The organism is Paraburkholderia sp. BR13444, from assembly GCF_040948755.1.
Taxonomy (GTDB): domain Bacteria; phylum Pseudomonadota; class Gammaproteobacteria; order Burkholderiales; family Burkholderiaceae; genus Paraburkholderia; species Paraburkholderia youngii.
The window spans coordinates 182,746-197,300 of sequence record NZ_JBFPKM010000011.1 but is presented as its reverse complement, the minus strand read 5'-3'; the positions used below and the strand labels follow the sequence as shown (position 1 = coordinate 197,300).

Sequence of the window (14,555 nt, the reverse complement as noted above, 5' to 3'; positions counted from 1 at the left end):
CTGCAAAAAAAGCGAATGCAAAAAATGCGCGCCATGAAGGGGCGCGCCGAAGTCGTAGCGTGCGACGTTCAGGGCGGCATGACCGGCCGGCCATTGCCCGGTGTACCCGGCCATACGGGCATGCGCTCTTACTCCGCTTCTTATGTTGCCTGTTGGTTCTCCGAACTATTACGCGGCCACTTCATTGAATTCGCTATCGCTCGATTCCGCCGCGAGCAGATTCAGCGCAACCAGAATCGCCGCGCGATTGTCGACGTCGATCTCGATGCCGAGCGCGTCGGTGAGCCAGCGGCCGATCTTGGTGTTGGAAAATTCCGCGGCGCCGGCCGTCTTTTTCATCGTGACGCCGAGTTTGACGGCGCGATAGTGATAAGAGGGCACTCGATGCTGCGCCGCCACCGCCGAAAGCCCGCCTTTGCCTTCCGAGCACCAGCCGAGGCTGCCGGCCAGCACGATCCGCTCGGGTTCGTCGAGCCCTTCGATGAACTCGCGCGCCGCGAGCCGCACCTGCTGTTCGTCGAGGCCGTATTGCAGCAGCACGCTTTCCACCGGGTCTTCGAGCGCGTGCGCGTGCAGATCGATTTCCTGCGCGACGCCCTCGGTCTCCATCGACACGTTGCGCTGATGGCACGCGCTGCGCAGGCAGTCGATCAGATAGCGGCGGAAATACGCGCACACTGCGTAGCTGTTGGACGGCGCGCTGTCGGCGCAGGCGTTCGTTTCGGTGTGGCCGGGCGCGAGGCGCAACACCTTCGCGTAGATGAACTGCGCGACCAGTTCTTCCTTGTCCTCGCCGAGCGCCTGCAATTCGAGCGGGTGATAGGTCCGCAACGCGCGCTTGACCAGTTCGACCATCGACACCATTTCGTCCGCGGAGAGCCGGGTGCGTCTGCGCCACAGGTCGGGCAGGATCGCGTCGTCGAGTTGGCGGGCGAACTCGTAGCTCGGGACTGCGCCCATGGAAACCTCCGTCACGGTTGGCAGGGAGCGCGGTGAGCCGCGGCGCGTGGGCCGCGAAGCGGGGGGGATTTGCCTGTGATGCCGCGCTAAAACGTGAATGCAGTATGGTTCGCGGCAAGGCCTTCGCCTATATGGAAGAAGTGTTAGCTGATGGGTAAACTGCCGGGTAAACCTTCTGACGGATTGCTGACGATTCGTCTGAAGCGTGCGCATTCGCCGTAGAATGAACCGCGCGGGCGGCGCGTTTGGTCGCCCGGTTCGATCCGCGGCTTTCCCGAAGCACCGCCGCCTGGTCAGTGCTTCGTCTCAACGTAGTTGCCATGCCCCCGCGATCAAGCTGCGTGGGATCGGATCAGGCGCTACAGCGCTAACGCCGATCGACAGAGGAGACCGCCCGATGCGGGCCGACCCGATCCAGCGTGCCATCGACGAAGACCTCGTTCGCGTGCTCTACGCGCAGGACCCGATCGCGTTCTTTTCGCACTGGTTTTCGATCGCGGTGCTGGTGGCGATCTACTGGCCGCATGTGCCGGCGCCGCCGTTGTTTATCGCGTGCTTCGTTTTTTATGCGCTCGCCAATTGCGCGGGCCTCGCGCTGTGGATCTGCAATCGTCGCTATCCGCAGCTGGTGTCGCCGCGCGACTGGATCTATCTGCACGCGCTGCGCGGCGTGCTCCTGTACAGCGGACCGGGCTTCGCGGTGTGGTTCGCGTTCCAGAGTCCGCAAACCGATCTGCCGCTATTGCATACCGTGCTGCTGGTGACGCTCGCGGCCGGCGTGTTCATGTCGAATGGGTTCGATCTCCTCAATTTTTCGACGTCGATCCCGTTTCTGCTGCTGCCGTCGATCGTGCTGCATTTCGGCTCGCATACGTTCGATCGCACAATTCTCGCGATCGTGCTCGCGTTTTTCTTCTGCGCGATCAACGTCTACGCGATGAGCTATCGCAAGCTGTTTCGCCAGGTCGTGCAGGCGCGTGTCGATCAGCAGTACCTCGCGGAATCGCTGGCCGCGCAAAAGCGCGTCGCCGAGGAAGCGAGTCTCGCGAAGACGCGCTTTTTCGCGGCGGCGAGCCACGATCTGCGCCAGCCGCTGCATGCGATCGGCCTGCTTGCGGCGTCGCTGAACGACCCGGCGGCGACGCCCGCGCAGCACGCGAAGACGGCCGGGCACATCGTCTATAACGTCGAGGCGCTCAATCAGCTGTTCAACCAGGTGCTCGATCTCGCGCGGCTAGAAAGCGGGGCCACCCAGGTGATCCGGTTGCACTTCCGGCTCGCCGAGCTGTTCGAGCGGGTCGGCAGCCAGTATCGTCCGCAGGCCGCGGCGAAGGGGCTCGCGCTGCGCATCGCGCCGACTTCGATGGTCGTCTATGACGATCCCGTGCTGCTCGAGCGCGTGCTCAGCAATCTGCTGTCGAACGCGGTGCGTTATACCGAGCAAGGCGCGATCTGGCTCGGCTTCCGGCGCGCGGGGCGACAAAAGGGCGGCTATATCGAGGTGCGCGATTCGGGCGTCGGCATTGCGCCGGAGGAGCATCAGCGCATTTTCGAGGAGTTTTACCAGGTCGAGAATCCGCAGCGCGACGCGCGTCAGGGGCATGGGCTCGGATTGCCGACCGTCAGGCGGCTCGTCGGCCTGCTCGGCGGCGAGTTGCAGCTGCGCTCAGCGCCGGGGCGCGGCTCGGTGTTTCGCTTTGCGGTGCAGGCGGGCGACGCGAGCGGCATTGTCGCGAGTCTGAACGATTCGGTTGCGGGCGGCCCGGCTTCGCTGGGGCGGCGTGTGCTGTGCATCGACGATGAGCCGTCGATCCTCGAAGGCCTCGCGAGCCTGCTCGAGCGCTGGGGCTGCGAGGTGCGCGGCGCGCGCGACGAGGCCGGTGCGCTCGCCGCGCTGGCGGACGGCTTCGTGCCCGACGCGGTGCTGTGCGACTACCAGCTCGCCAATCGTCGCACCGGCGCGCAGGCGCTGAGCGCGATGCGCGGCGCGCTCGCGCGCGAGGGGCACGGCAATGTGGTCACGCTGCTGATCACCGGCGATATGGCGTCGGCGGAGCTGGCGGCGCTCGCATTGCAGGGAATTCCAGTGCTGCACAAGCCGGTGACGCCGGCGCGGTTGCGGCGCACGCTGGAAATGCTGTGGCAGCAGGCGGAACTCGACAAGGGGCGGCTGGCGGGCCCAGTAGTGTTGGGAGACGGGGCGGCACAGGTCGGTTCAGCGCAGTCGCGCGCGGGGGGCGGCTCGCCGCAAACAGAAGCGGGCTCCGGGGCGCAAAGCGAAACGCAGCCTTAGCAACGGGAATCAGCGACGGTTGGCGCTGCGGCGCAGCGCTACAGCGTTTTCCCCGCCTCAAGCCATCCATTGATTACCGCGATCGCCGTCGAGCGGTTATGCACGCCGAGCGCGCGGAAGATCACCGACAGATGCACCTTCACCGTACCCTCCGCGACGCCGAGATCGCGCGCAATCATCTTGTTGGTCCAGCCGCGATGCACGAGCCGCATGATGTCCTGCTGACGTGGTGACAGATTCTCGAGCAAATGCTGCTGATGCGGCTGCAGCGACGGCATCTGCCTGAGAGGTTCGGTCTGCGCGGCGGCGCTCGGGGGCGGCGCTGCTGCCGATGCATCGGCTTCTGCGCCCGCGCAGCCGGCCGCCTGCGTCTCGCGCGTGCCGAGCAGACTCAGCGCTTCCATCGGCACATAAGCGCCGCCGGACAGCACCAGTTCGATTGCCTTCAGCATCACGCTGGCGGGCTGGCGCTTCGGCACGAAGCCGAGCGCGCCGGCCGCGAGCACCGCGCGCATCTCGTCGGGCGATTCTTCAGCGGACAGCACCACGACCGGCAGCGCCGGATTCGCCTTCAGCAGCGATTCGAGCGACGTCGCGCCGCTCATGCCCGGCATATGCAGATCGACGATCGCCAGATCGTGATTGGCGTCGGGGCGCGCGGCGGTCGCAAGGGTTTCCCAGCTGTCGGCTTCGTCGAACTGGGCGTCCGGATCGAAGCCGCGCAGCATGCCTTTGACGCCTTGCCGGATCAGTTCATGGTCGTCGGCTACAAGAAACTTCATGATGTCTCCGCGAGTCGAGCCAGTCCGTTGAGGGCTGCCGCCGATGCACATTCCGCCGTTGCGGGCTGCGCACTTGCAGCGTAAATAACTGCGGTACTCATGACACACATCATGGCCGGTCTTCCGCGCTTCTTGGTCGATCTCAGGGACCCCGGACGAGCCGATCCGATTGCCGTTCTCTCGTGCTGCGATTCGCATCCGGCATCGTTCCAACTCGCCAGGGTCCCGCTCCCTTGCCGTGCCGCGCGCCGCTCAGCAGGGCTGCGACGCGCATGGCCGGCTGCCGGCATCGTTCGATGCGCTTCGTGATGTTAAGGCAGGTCTCCCGCGCATAGGTTCCGGCTTGCTACGTAGACGAGCCGTGCGCAGCTTTTTTTGAAGCGCTGGCGGGCGATCCGGCAAGTTATGCCCACCGGATCGGCACGGGTTCGCGCGCCGTTATCTGACCGCAAACAGCGTCGCTTTCATCAGAAGCTTGAAGGCGAAACCGAGCGACATCGCCGCGGCCACGCCGAAGCACCAGAGCGCGATGAACCAGAGCCAGCCCGGCAGCTTGCGGCCGGGCGCTACCGCATTGGCAGCGGGAGCCGATGCGCGGACACTCAGCTTTTCAGTGGTAGTGATGTTGGTCGCCATGACGCACCTTACCTCGAAAGACCCAGTAACCCATCGTCGTATAGGCGACGATGATCGGCAGGATCACCGCCGCGCCGGCCAGCGTGAACGTCTGGCTCGTGCGTGGCGCGGCGGCTTCCCATAGCGTGAGGCTCGACGGAATCGCGTACGGCCACAGGCTCACCAGCAACCCGAGATAGCCGAGCAGCACGAGCGCCAGCGCGAGCACGAACGGCGTGTTGTGATGGCGCGCGCGCACCGCGCGATGCATGAAGAACGCGCAGATCGCGACGAGGAACGGCACCGGCAGCAGACGATAGAAGATCCCGTCATGGAACCAGCGTTGCGCGATGCCCGCATCCATCAGCGGCGTCCACAGGCTCACGAGCGCGATGAAGCCGAGCAGCACCAGCGTCAACGGCCAGACCACGCGATGCAGCCGGCGCTGCAGGTCGCCTTCGGTCTTCGCGACGAGCCAGCAGCAGCCGAGCAGCGCGTAGGTCGCGACGAGCCCGAGGCCCGTCAGCAGGCTGAACGGCGTGAGCCAGCCGAACGCGTCGCCGGCATACGCGCCATCGACGACCGGAATACCTTGCAGGAAAGCGCCGAGCACGATGCCCTGGAAAAACGTCGCGCCCGCCGAGCCGCCGATGAACGCGAGGTCCCACAGGTGCCTCGTGCGACGCGACTTCGCACGAATCTCGAACGACACCCCGCGAAAGATCAGGCACACCAGCATGAACACGAGCGGCAGATAGAGCGCTGACAGCACGGTCGAGTAGACGACCGGAAACACCGCGAACAGCGCGGCGCCGCCGAGCACGAGCCAGGTTTCGTTGCCGTCCCATACTGGCGCGACCGTGTTCATCATCAGGTCGCGTTCTTTCTCGTCGGGGAAGAACGGAAAGACGATGCCGATGCCGAGGTCGAAGCCGTCCAGCACGACGTACATGAAAAGGCCCAACGCGATGATCGCGGCCCAAACGACGGTTACGTCCATATTCTTTCTCTCGTAGCGTGGGTTAGACGACGTCGATCATCTGATCGGCGGCGGACAGCGGGCGGCGCGCGGTTTGCGCGGGCATCGGCTGCGGCGTGTCGTGCGGCGTATCATGCGACTTGCCGCCGGGCAGCGCGGGACCCGAGCGCATCAGCTTCAGCATGTAGTAGATGCCGGTGCCGAACACGAGGAAGTAGACGGCCACGAACGTCATCAGCGACAGACCGACCTGCTGCGTGGTCAACGGCGACACCGCCTGCGACGTGCGCATCACGCCGTACACGACCCACGGCTGACGGCCCGCTTCGGTGGTGACCCAGCCGGCCAGCAGCGTGATGAAGCCGCTCGGCCCCATCGCGACGCATAGCCGCTGGAACCACTTCGCTTCGAACAGACGTCCACGGCGATGCAGCACCCAGGCCGCGATCGACATCGCGATCATCAGTACGCCGAGTCCGGCCATGATGCGGAAGCTCCAGAACACCACGGCCGAATCCGGCCGGTCCTGCGGCGGGAATTCCTTCAGCCCGCGGATTTCGCCGTCCCAGCTATGCGTGAGGATCAGGCTGCCGAGGTGCGGGATCGACACCGCGTAGTGCGTGGTTTCGGCCTTCATGTCGGGGATGCCGAACAGGTTCAGCGCGGTGCCGCCTTTTTCGGTGTCCCAGATGCCTTCGATCGCCGCGATCTTCGCCGGCTGATATTCGCGCGTGTTCAGTCCGTGCTGATCGCCGACGAATGCCTGGATCGGCGTCAGAATCAGCAGCAGCCACAGCGCCATCGAGAACATCTTCTTGACGGCGGGATCGCGTCGGCCGCGCAGCAGATGCCACGCGCCGACCGCCGCGACCACCAGCCCCGCGGCGATGAACGCCGCCAGCGCCATATGCGCGAGCCGGTACGGGAACGACGGATTGAAGATGATCTTGAAGCAGTCGAGCGGCACGACATGGCCGTCGACGACCTCGAAGCCCTGCGGCGTCTGCATCCAGCTATTGGACGCGAGAATCCAGAAGGTCGAGATCAGCGTGCCGATCGCGACCATCAGCGTCGCGCCGAAGTGCGCGCGCGGACTCACGCGCTGCCAGCCGAACAGCATGATGCCGAGGAAGCCCGCTTCGAGAAAGAATGCGGTCATCACCTCGTACATCAGCAGCGGACCGGTGATGGGCCCGGCGAAACTCGAGAAGCCGGACCAATTGGTGCCGAACTGATAGGCCATCACCACACCGGAGACGACGCCCATGCCGAAGGCCACTGCGAAGATCTTCGACCAGAACAGACAAAGATCTTTGTAGTAGGCCTTGCCGGTTTTCAGCCAACGCCATTCGAGGACCGCAATGAAGCTGGCGAGACCGATGCTGAGCGCGGGGAAAACGATGTGAAAAGAAACCGTGAACGCGAATTGAATGCGCGCGAGATCGAATGCCGATAGTGCCGAGTTCATGATCCTGTTGTGCGTGATGGCCGCGTGAGCGGAATTACGCGCATCGACCGATATCGGTGCGCACTGCGCGGGGCAGATGGCGCAAGAGTAGGGGATCGAAACAAAATGTGTTGCAATGCGCTGTGCGTCAAAAAACCGCCTTGTTTTATGCGAAATACGCTAATCGATGAGGCAAGCCATTGATGAGTCTCACGTTTCCTTTAGCGGCCGATGCATGGCCGCATGTGCGTCGTTGCGGGTGCTGCGTCAATCGACCGCGCTGCAGCAATGCTTGTTGCTCGGCCTTGCGCGACAAGGTAGAAAGCGGTGCCCGTCGTCAGCCGACAATCGATCCATCCAAACCGACTTCGTCGGCTCGCGCGCTAGTCAGGCGATTTTTTTACCTCTACGATTCGGCCGTTTCCGTAGCCCCGTTATTCATTGCCGTATTCGCACGGCGTTCCGTCATGCGTCGCGCGCATGCTTCGTGAGCAGCTTCCGCTTCATCCACCTGCCGGCGACGGCAGACTTCATCGAAAAGGAGTCAGCAGATGAGCACGATCAGGACGAAAGACGGTACTTCGATTTTCTACAAGGACTGGGGCAAGGGTCGCCCGGTCGTGTTTTCGCACGGCTGGCCGCTGACGGCCGATGCGTGGGACGCGCAGATGCTGTTTCTCGGCAGCAAGGGCTTTCGCGTGATCGCGCATGACCGGCGCGGCCACGGCCGCTCGGAGCAGCCGTGGGACGGCAACGAGATGGACACCTACGCCGATGACCTCGCCGCACTGATCGAACATCTCGACTTGCAGGACGCGACGCTGGTCGGCCATTCGACGGGCGGCGGCGAAGTCGCGCATTACATCGGCCGGCATGGCACGGGGCGTGTCGCGAAGGCCGTGCTGATCGGTGCGGTGCCGCCGCTGATGCTGAAGACCGCCGATAACCCGCTCGGCCTGCCGATCGACGTTTTCGACGGCATTCGCAAGGGCGTCCTCGACGATCGCTCGCAGTTCTTCAAGGATCTGGCCGTGCCGTTCTATGGCTACAACCGCGAGGGCGCGAAGGTGTCGCAGGGCGTGATCGATTCGTTCTGGCGCCAGGGCATGGCCGGCTCGATCAAGGGGCTGTACGACTGCATCAAGCAGTTCTCCGAAGTCGACTACACCGAGGATCTGAAGAAGATCGACGTGCCGACCCTGGTGCTGCACGGCGACGACGACCAGATCGTGCCGATCGACGCCGCTGGCCGACGCACCGCGGAGATCGTCAAGAACGCGACGCTGAAGGTCTATGCGGGCGGCCAGCACGGCATGTGCACCGTGGAGGCCGACAAGGTCAATGCCGACCTGCTCGAATTCATCGGCGCTTGAGCGGTCAGAAACGCGCAATGAGGTGATTTTTTGACCGCGCGGGCGGCGCATGGACGCCGCCCGCGCCGAGTGCCAGGCGACCGCTGGCGTCAGGCGAATCCACTTCTCGAACAAAAAAGCAGCTGAGTTATACGATGTCACATGAACGCGACGCTCGCATGTCTTTGTTTTTTAAGAGGCTACGAAACTGTCCCTATGCAATTTAAGGGTAAATGCGGAGTTGAAATCCGCTGGTCCATCGTTAATAGTACGTTATCGTACAACTCGGGTGTGTTATGCGACGCGCACAGCGCGATCCGCGGGCCGCTCAAACCTCTGTCTGTTCTCTGTAGACCTCGCGCGCGGCGCAGTTAAAGGAACCCTATGAAGAAGATTGCCCTGAGTGGCGCCGGCGGCCAGCTCGGCTCCGTGGTACGTGCTGAATTCGTCGCTCGGGGCGTGCCCCTGCGCTCGGCCGCTGGCTCGAAAGTGCTGACGCCGCTCGTCGAAGGCGAAGACGTGATGAACGGCGACCTGCGCGATCCGGCGGTCGTCGACCGTCTGCTGAACGGCGTGGACGTGCTGATCCATTTTGCCGGCACGAGCGTCGAGCGTCCGCTGCCCGAGATCATCGAGAACAACCTGCGCGGCCTCGTCGAAGTCTACGAAGGCGCGCGCCGCAACGGCGTGAAGCGCATCGTGTTCGCGAGCTCGAACCACGCGATCGGCATGTATCCGGTCACCGAGCATCTGAGCCTCGACTGCGAACTGCGCCCGGACGGCTTCTATGGTCTGTCGAAGGTGTGGGGCGAAGCGCTCGCGCGCATGTACTGGGATAAGCACGGCATCGAAAGCGTGTGCGTGCGCATCGGCAGCTGCCTCGAGCGTCCGACCGAGCAGCGTCACCTGAGCACCTGGTTCGGCCACAAGGACCTGATGCATTTTCTCGATCGCTGCATCGAAGCGGAAGAGGTCGGCTTCATGACCATCTGGGGCGTGTCGGCCAACACGCGCAGCTGGTGGGACAACAGCGTCGGCGCCGCGCGTCTCGGCTACGAGCCGAAGCAGAACGCCGAAGACTACGCCGAAGACATCCTGTCGCGCCCGAATCCGCTCGATGAACTGGGCCAGCGCTTCCAGGGCGGCGGCTTCGTCGGCATCGACTATTCGCGCAAGGACTAAGTCCCGGGCAGTTCAACGGGCAGTGCATCACGAGGAGATGGAGTGGTGAAGATCAAGGTATTCGCTTGTGGATGGTCGCGCTGGTCGCGGCCGGCCTGATCATCGATTACCTGGCGCGCAACACGTTGTCGGTCGCGGCTCCGACGATGATGAAAGAGCTCGACATCACGACCGAGCAGTACGCGCACGTGGTCGTGGCGTGGCAGCTCTGCTATGCGTTCATGCAGCCGGTCGCCGGTTTCGTGCTCGACACGATCGGCACCAAGATCGGCTTCGCGGTGTTCGCGCTGGCGTGGTCGGTGGCTTGCGCGGCGGCGGCATGGGCGACGGGCTGGCGTAGCCTCGCGGTGTTCCGCGGTCTCCTCGGCCTCGCCGAATCGGCGGGTATCCCGGCTGGCGTGAAGGCGACGAGCGAGTGGTTCCCGGCGAAGGAGCGTTCGGTTGCGATCGGCTGGTTCAATATCGGCTCGTCGATCGGCGCGCTGCTCGCGCCGCCGCTCGTCGTGTGGGCGCTGTTTCACGGCCGCTGCGAACTCGCGTTCGTGATCGTCGGCGTCGCGGGCATCGTGTGGAGCTTGCTGTGGATCATCGTCTACAAGCATCCGCGCAACCAGAAACTGCTGGGCAACGCCGAGCGCGACTACATTCTGAGCGGCCAGGAAGCGAAGCATCACGATGACATCAACACGCCGAAGCGTAACTGGCGCGCGATGCTGGTGAGCCGCGATTTCTGGGCGATCGGTATTCCTCGGATTCTGTCCGAGCCGGCCTGGCAAACGTTCAACGCGTGGATTCCGCTGTACATGATGACCGAGCGTCACATGAACCTGAAGGAAGTCGCGATGTTCGCGTGGATGCCGTTCCTCGCCGCCGATATCGGCTGCGTGCTCGGCGGTTATCTGAGCCCGCTGTTTCACAAGTACGCAAAAGTGTCGCTGTTCACGTCGCGCAAGGGTCGGTGCGCTGTTCATGATCGGGCCGGCGTGCGTCGGTCTCGTCGAGAGCCCGTACATGGCGGTGGCGCTGCTGTGCGTCGGTGGCTTTGCGCACCAGACGCTGTCGGGCGCACTGTACGCGATCACGTCGGATATGTTCGGCAAGCACGAAGTTGCGACCGCGACCGGCATGGGCGGCATGGCGGGGTATCTGGGCGCTGCCGCGTTCACCGCGCTGTTCGGTGTGCTCGTCACGCAGATCGGCTATAGCCCGCTGTTCGTCGTGCTGGCCGTGTTTGATCTGATTGCTGCGGTCGTGGTGTGTCTGATGGCCAGGAGTTCGGAGAAGATGCCCGAGCCGCAGTGGGTATCGTCCGATGCGGTGGCGGCGAAGTAAGGCGAAGTGCGGTCGGCTCTAGTGGGCCGATCCGGCGAAAGAAGCGGCACCCATCAGTGGGTGCCGTTTTTTTGTGCCGATTTTGATGCGGTTGGCCGGATGCAGGCATTGCAGCGCGAGCATCGCGACAAACTCCTCGCTGAGGAGCCTCTTTAGTTCCTCAAGTATGAGGCGGTCCTGTAGTTCCACAATTTCGGGTCAACCCGCGACGCTCGAGATCAGCGTTGCTTTGACCTTTTCCCAATCCCTGGCGACGGGCTCCATCGTCCGTTGTCGCCACTTGCGTCGCAAGATGACCGGCAGACGCGCACCGTTGGATTGCTTCTCAAGGTGACCTAGGACGATGTCTCGCACCGCCTCAGGACTCCACCCGCTCCATTCGCCAGCCACGACGAGATTGGGCAAAAACGCCGGCGCCACCTCGTCGCGCAGGATGTCTCCCAACTCCTGCAGCCCGAACCCTGAACATCGCAGTCTTTCCGCGACGTACCGGCAGGCGATCTCGTCGAATTCCGTGTCAAGGAAGAGTTCAGAGAGCGCTACCCACACCGGAAGGCGGCGTTCGATTTCATCAGGCTTTAACATGGCGGTCTGCAGCGAACGTTGTTGAGCATCGCATTGCGATTGAGCTTGAGTGACTGCCACCTTATCGGCGCGCCGTCGTCTGGTAGACGGTACCGAATACGACGTCACTGCCGAAGGCGAAAAGTATGCCCCCGATGAGCGCCACCGCGCCTACGCAGACAGGTGCCGTTGCTGTACACACGCCGGTGGCAACCGCACCGGTACCGACGGCCCATCCACCCCATGCACCGGCTGCTGCTATTGTGCCCTGGCGGGCGATCTCCCGCGGCTTATTCTCCGCTTTGTAGACTTCATAGACGCCGACGGCGACCGAGACCAGAAGGAGGCGGCGACCTACCGTGCCAAGCTTTCGGGCGAGCGTACTGGCCGACGTCCGGTCGGTGCCGGCACTTTGGACGATGCGCAGCCAGACGGCAGATTGTTCGGTCTCGGACAAAGCTGAAACGGAACGTTTGAAGAGTGCCTGCGCGTTCTTCTCGGCCAAACTGGCCAGAGAGGGGCTGGTCCTCTTGAGGGTCGTCACATAGGCCCTGATCGTCGGACTCGTACGCATACGAGTCAATTCGAGGATTTGCTGACGCATTGCGTGTGCTTGTTCTGCCGCCTCGGCAACACTGAGGCGCCCGCTTCTGACCCGTCGCTGGAAATCGCCACTCATGGCTTGAATATCACGCAGATACTGCGCTCGAACACGTTCATCTCTGATGCATGCGGCGGCAAATTGGCTGGCAGTTCCCTGTAGCGCCGCTAGGGCTTCGTCAAGGGGCTCTGGTTGTGTTGAGGTCATCGTTGTCTCTGCACAAGAACCCCGCCAAGATAGCAGTCGACTACAGGGACAGAAATGGGCGATGGATGATTCTTGTGTCCTATTGGTCCGATGCGCTGCGAGTTTCTGACCGCATATCGCTCGTGGTCATGCGCTAACGAGGCGGACCAACGCACGGGAGCCGACGGCAATCCGAGGAGACACGGGGCAGCGAGTCGCCATCGCGAAACACGATACAAACGCGTCGCGTCATGCGGTGAAAAACTCTACGGCCCGGAAGAGGGAAAGGGCGCCACGCGCGAACTCCGCACGAAGCCCAGAAATGCAAAATGCAATCGAGCCGTCCATCGGTCACATGAACACCGACGGACAACCCGATTGCAACGATTTCGAACCTACATCAAATCACGCAGTCTTCTGCCCAATCTCGTGATTCGCGAGCACTTCGAGCGCGCGCACCATCGCCGAGTGGTCCCACGCCTTGCCGCCGTGCGCGACGCACGCGTTGAACAGCGCCTGGCAGGTGGCGGTGTTGGGCAGCGACACGCCGAGCGCCTGCGCGGTCGACAGCGCGAGGTTCAGATCCTTCTGGTGCAGCTCGATGCGGAAGCCCGGATCGAACGTGCGCCTGGTCATGCGCTCGCCGTGCACTTCGAGAATGCGCGACGACGCAAAGCCGCCCATCAGCGCCTCACGCACGCGCGCCGGATCGACACCCGCCTTCGACGCGAGCAGCAGCGCTTCGCCGACCGCTTCGATGGTCGCCGCGACGATCACCTGGTTGGCGACCTTGCACACCTGGCCCGCGCCGACCGCGCCGATCAGCGTCACGTTCTTTCCCATCATGTCGAACATGGGCTTCACGCTGTCGAACGTGGCCTGATCGCCGCCGACCATGATGGTCAGCGAGCCGGCTTTCGCGCCGACTTCGCCGCCCGAGACCGGCGCGTCAAGATAGTCGGCGCCGGTTTCGCGCACGCGCGCCGCGAACTCGCGGGTCGCCATCGGCGAGATCGAGCTCATGTCGACGACGGTCTGGCCGGCGCGCAGCGCGCTCGCGAGGCCGTTCTCGCCGAACAGCACGCGTTCGACGTCCGGCGTGTCCGGCACCATGACGAAGATCACGTCCGCGTTGGCTGCGACCGCGGCGGGGTTGTCGCATGCGACGGCGCCGGCCTGCGTCAGTTCCGCGGGCACGCCGCTACGCGTGAACGCTGCCAGCGACACGCCGTTTTTCAGAAGGTTGGCGGCCATGGGCTTGCCCATGATGCCGAGTCCGATAAAGCCTGCTTTTTTCATGGAATGCTCCGAAGATATCGTGGCGGCCGCGTTCAAGCTTCGCCCGCCGGTTTCTGCATGAAGTGTTTCTGCGCCGCTTGAGCGGCGCCCTTGAGCAGCCCGAGATCCGCGCAGACGGCGACGACGCGCGCGCCCATCGACAGGTAACGTTCCGCGTCGGCCTGCACCGGCGCGAGAATGCCGCTCGACTTGCCTGCCGCCCGCGCGCGCTCGAACACATGCGCGATCGCCTGCTGCACGTCCGGATGGCTCGCGTTGCCGAGGTGGCCATACGATGCCGCGAGGTCGGACGGACCGATGAAGACCGCGTCGATGCCGTCCACCGCGAGAATGCTGTCGATCGCCTCGACTGCCTTGCGGCTTTCGATCTGCGGGATCACGCAGATATTGTCGTTGGCGAGCGCAAAGTAGTCGGGCACGGTGCCATAGCGGTTGCCGCGATGGCCGACCGACACGCCGCGGATGCCCTGCGGCGGATAGCGCGTTGCCGCGACCGCGCGGGCCGCGTCGTCAGCACTGTCGACGAACGGCACGAGAAAGTTCGAGAAGCCGCTGTCGAGGAATCGTTTGATCACGACGCTGTCGTTAGCCGGTGGTCGGACGACCGGCGCGCTGCCGCTGTCCTTGAGCGCCATCAACTGGGGGATCAGCGTGAGCACGTCGTTGGGCGCGTGTTCGGCGTCCAGCAGCATCCAGTCGAAGCCGACCGTGCCCAGCAGTTCAGTGGCGATCGGGCTGGCAAGCGATGCCCAACAGCCGATCTGGGTTTTTCCCTCGCGTACCGCGCGCCGGAAGCGGTTGGGCAAGGATTCGTAAGGCGTGACGGCGGCCATGCGGTGTCTCCTCGAACTACGATGGATCGGGAACAAGGCTTCGACGACCGCAATAAACCACGCCAAATGCGAGGTTATAAGTCGTCGTATGACTGTGGCAGATTAGCACTGAGCTCCCTGGTTGTAACGG

Annotated in this window: 12 protein-coding genes and 1 pseudogene; 4 read left to right on the top strand and 9 right to left on the bottom strand. The window is 63.7% G+C overall.

Features of this window, described 5'->3' with window-relative positions:
• Positions 1 to 168 precede the first annotated feature (168 nt).
• A complete protein-coding gene (locus AB3X95_RS27890) occupies positions 169 to 960 on the bottom strand; it encodes a hypothetical protein (protein WP_368623077.1) in 792 nt (263 codons plus the stop codon).
• A gap of 397 nt (positions 961 to 1,357) precedes the next feature.
• On the opposite strand from AB3X95_RS27890, the gene AB3X95_RS27885 reads away from it, so the two are divergent.
• Positions 1,358 to 3,253: an ATP-binding protein gene (locus AB3X95_RS27885; protein WP_368623076.1), complete on the top strand. Its 1,896-nt coding sequence runs from the start codon at positions 1,358 to 1,360 to the stop codon at positions 3,251 to 3,253.
• 38 nt (positions 3,254 to 3,291) lie between these two features.
• On the opposite strand, the gene AB3X95_RS27880 is transcribed toward AB3X95_RS27885, so the two are convergent.
• The 4 genes from AB3X95_RS27880 to AB3X95_RS27865 form a co-directional block, all read right to left on the bottom strand.
• Positions 3,292 to 4,035: a response regulator transcription factor gene (locus AB3X95_RS27880; RefSeq protein ID WP_176123157.1), complete on the bottom strand. Its 744-nt coding sequence runs from the start codon at positions 4,033 to 4,035 to the stop codon at positions 3,292 to 3,294.
• 438 nt (positions 4,036 to 4,473) lie between these two features.
• Positions 4,474 to 4,671, bottom strand: a complete 198-nt coding sequence (locus tag AB3X95_RS27875) for a hypothetical protein (protein ID WP_368623075.1) — start codon at positions 4,669 to 4,671, stop codon at positions 4,474 to 4,476.
• The gene (cydB, locus tag AB3X95_RS27870; RefSeq protein WP_176123156.1) at positions 4,646 to 5,650 is read right to left on the bottom strand and encodes a cytochrome d ubiquinol oxidase subunit II; all 1,005 of its coding nucleotides are present in this window, start codon (positions 5,648 to 5,650) and stop codon (positions 4,646 to 4,648) included. Before cydB ends, AB3X95_RS27875 begins: the two co-directional genes overlap by 26 nt.
• Positions 5,651 to 5,672: 22 nt before the next feature.
• Positions 5,673 to 7,097, bottom strand: a complete 1,425-nt coding sequence (locus AB3X95_RS27865) for a cytochrome ubiquinol oxidase subunit I (protein WP_368623074.1) — start codon at positions 7,095 to 7,097, stop codon at positions 5,673 to 5,675.
• A 530-nt stretch (positions 7,098 to 7,627) separates the two neighbouring features.
• Here AB3X95_RS27865 and AB3X95_RS27860 point away from each other — a divergent pair.
• The 3 genes and pseudogenes from AB3X95_RS27860 to AB3X95_RS27850 all read left to right on the top strand — a co-directional run bounded on the left by AB3X95_RS27860 (position 7,628) and on the right by AB3X95_RS27850 (position 10,942).
• Positions 7,628 to 8,449, top strand: a complete 822-nt coding sequence (locus tag AB3X95_RS27860; RefSeq protein ID WP_176105698.1) for an alpha/beta fold hydrolase — start codon at positions 7,628 to 7,630, stop codon at positions 8,447 to 8,449.
• Between the two features lie 363 nt (positions 8,450 to 8,812).
• The gene (locus AB3X95_RS27855; protein ID WP_176105699.1) at positions 8,813 to 9,610 is read left to right on the top strand and encodes an NAD(P)-dependent oxidoreductase; all 798 of its coding nucleotides are present in this window, start codon (positions 8,813 to 8,815) and stop codon (positions 9,608 to 9,610) included.
• 71 nt (positions 9,611 to 9,681) lie between these two features.
• A pseudogene (locus AB3X95_RS27850) lies at positions 9,682 to 10,942 on the top strand (MFS transporter).
• A 198-nt stretch (positions 10,943 to 11,140) separates the two neighbouring features.
• Here AB3X95_RS27850 and AB3X95_RS27845 read toward each other — a convergent pair.
• From AB3X95_RS27845 to garL, 4 genes are all read right to left on the bottom strand, one after another.
• Positions 11,141 to 11,527: a hypothetical protein gene (locus tag AB3X95_RS27845; RefSeq protein WP_176123152.1), complete on the bottom strand. Its 387-nt coding sequence runs from the start codon at positions 11,525 to 11,527 to the stop codon at positions 11,141 to 11,143.
• Positions 11,528 to 11,588: 61 nt separating this feature from the next.
• Positions 11,589 to 12,314, bottom strand: coding sequence for a hypothetical protein (locus AB3X95_RS27840; protein WP_176123151.1), 726 nt, complete (start codon positions 12,312 to 12,314; stop codon positions 11,589 to 11,591).
• Positions 12,315 to 12,698: 384 nt separating this feature from the next.
• Complete coding sequence (locus tag AB3X95_RS27835; protein ID WP_368623073.1) at positions 12,699 to 13,628, bottom strand: 2-hydroxy-3-oxopropionate reductase; 930 nt, start codon at positions 13,626 to 13,628, stop codon at positions 12,699 to 12,701.
• On the bottom strand, positions 13,625 to 14,425 hold the full coding sequence (gene garL, locus AB3X95_RS27830; RefSeq protein ID WP_368623072.1) for a 2-dehydro-3-deoxyglucarate aldolase: 801 nt from the start codon (positions 14,423 to 14,425) through the stop codon (positions 13,625 to 13,627). The genes AB3X95_RS27835 and garL overlap by 4 nt, the downstream gene beginning before the upstream one ends.
• Positions 14,426 to 14,555: the final 130 nt, after the last annotated feature.

Coding starts and splice junctions, on each gene's coding strand:
- AB3X95_RS27885 (WP_368623076.1), top strand. CDS start 1,358: ATGCGGGCCGACCCGATCCAGCGTGCCATCGACGAAGACCTCGTTCGC.
- AB3X95_RS27840 (WP_176123151.1), bottom strand. CDS start 12,314: ATGACCTCAACACAACCAGAGCCCCTTGACGAAGCCCTAGCGGCGCTA.
- AB3X95_RS27875 (WP_368623075.1), bottom strand. CDS start 4,671: ATGGCGACCAACATCACTACCACTGAAAAGCTGAGTGTCCGCGCATCG.
- garL (WP_368623072.1), bottom strand. CDS start 14,425: ATGGCCGCCGTCACGCCTTACGAATCCTTGCCCAACCGCTTCCGGCGC.
- AB3X95_RS27865 (WP_368623074.1), bottom strand. CDS start 7,097: ATGAACTCGGCACTATCGGCATTCGATCTCGCGCGCATTCAATTCGCG.
- AB3X95_RS27880 (WP_176123157.1), bottom strand. CDS start 4,035: ATGAAGTTTCTTGTAGCCGACGACCATGAACTGATCCGGCAAGGCGTC.
- AB3X95_RS27890 (WP_368623077.1), bottom strand. CDS start 960: ATGGGCGCAGTCCCGAGCTACGAGTTCGCCCGCCAACTCGACGACGCG.
- AB3X95_RS27855 (WP_176105699.1), top strand. CDS start 8,813: ATGAAGAAGATTGCCCTGAGTGGCGCCGGCGGCCAGCTCGGCTCCGTG.
- AB3X95_RS27845 (WP_176123152.1), bottom strand. CDS start 11,527: ATGTTAAAGCCTGATGAAATCGAACGCCGCCTTCCGGTGTGGGTAGCG.
- AB3X95_RS27860 (WP_176105698.1), top strand. CDS start 7,628: ATGAGCACGATCAGGACGAAAGACGGTACTTCGATTTTCTACAAGGAC.
- cydB (WP_176123156.1), bottom strand. CDS start 5,650: ATGGACGTAACCGTCGTTTGGGCCGCGATCATCGCGTTGGGCCTTTTC.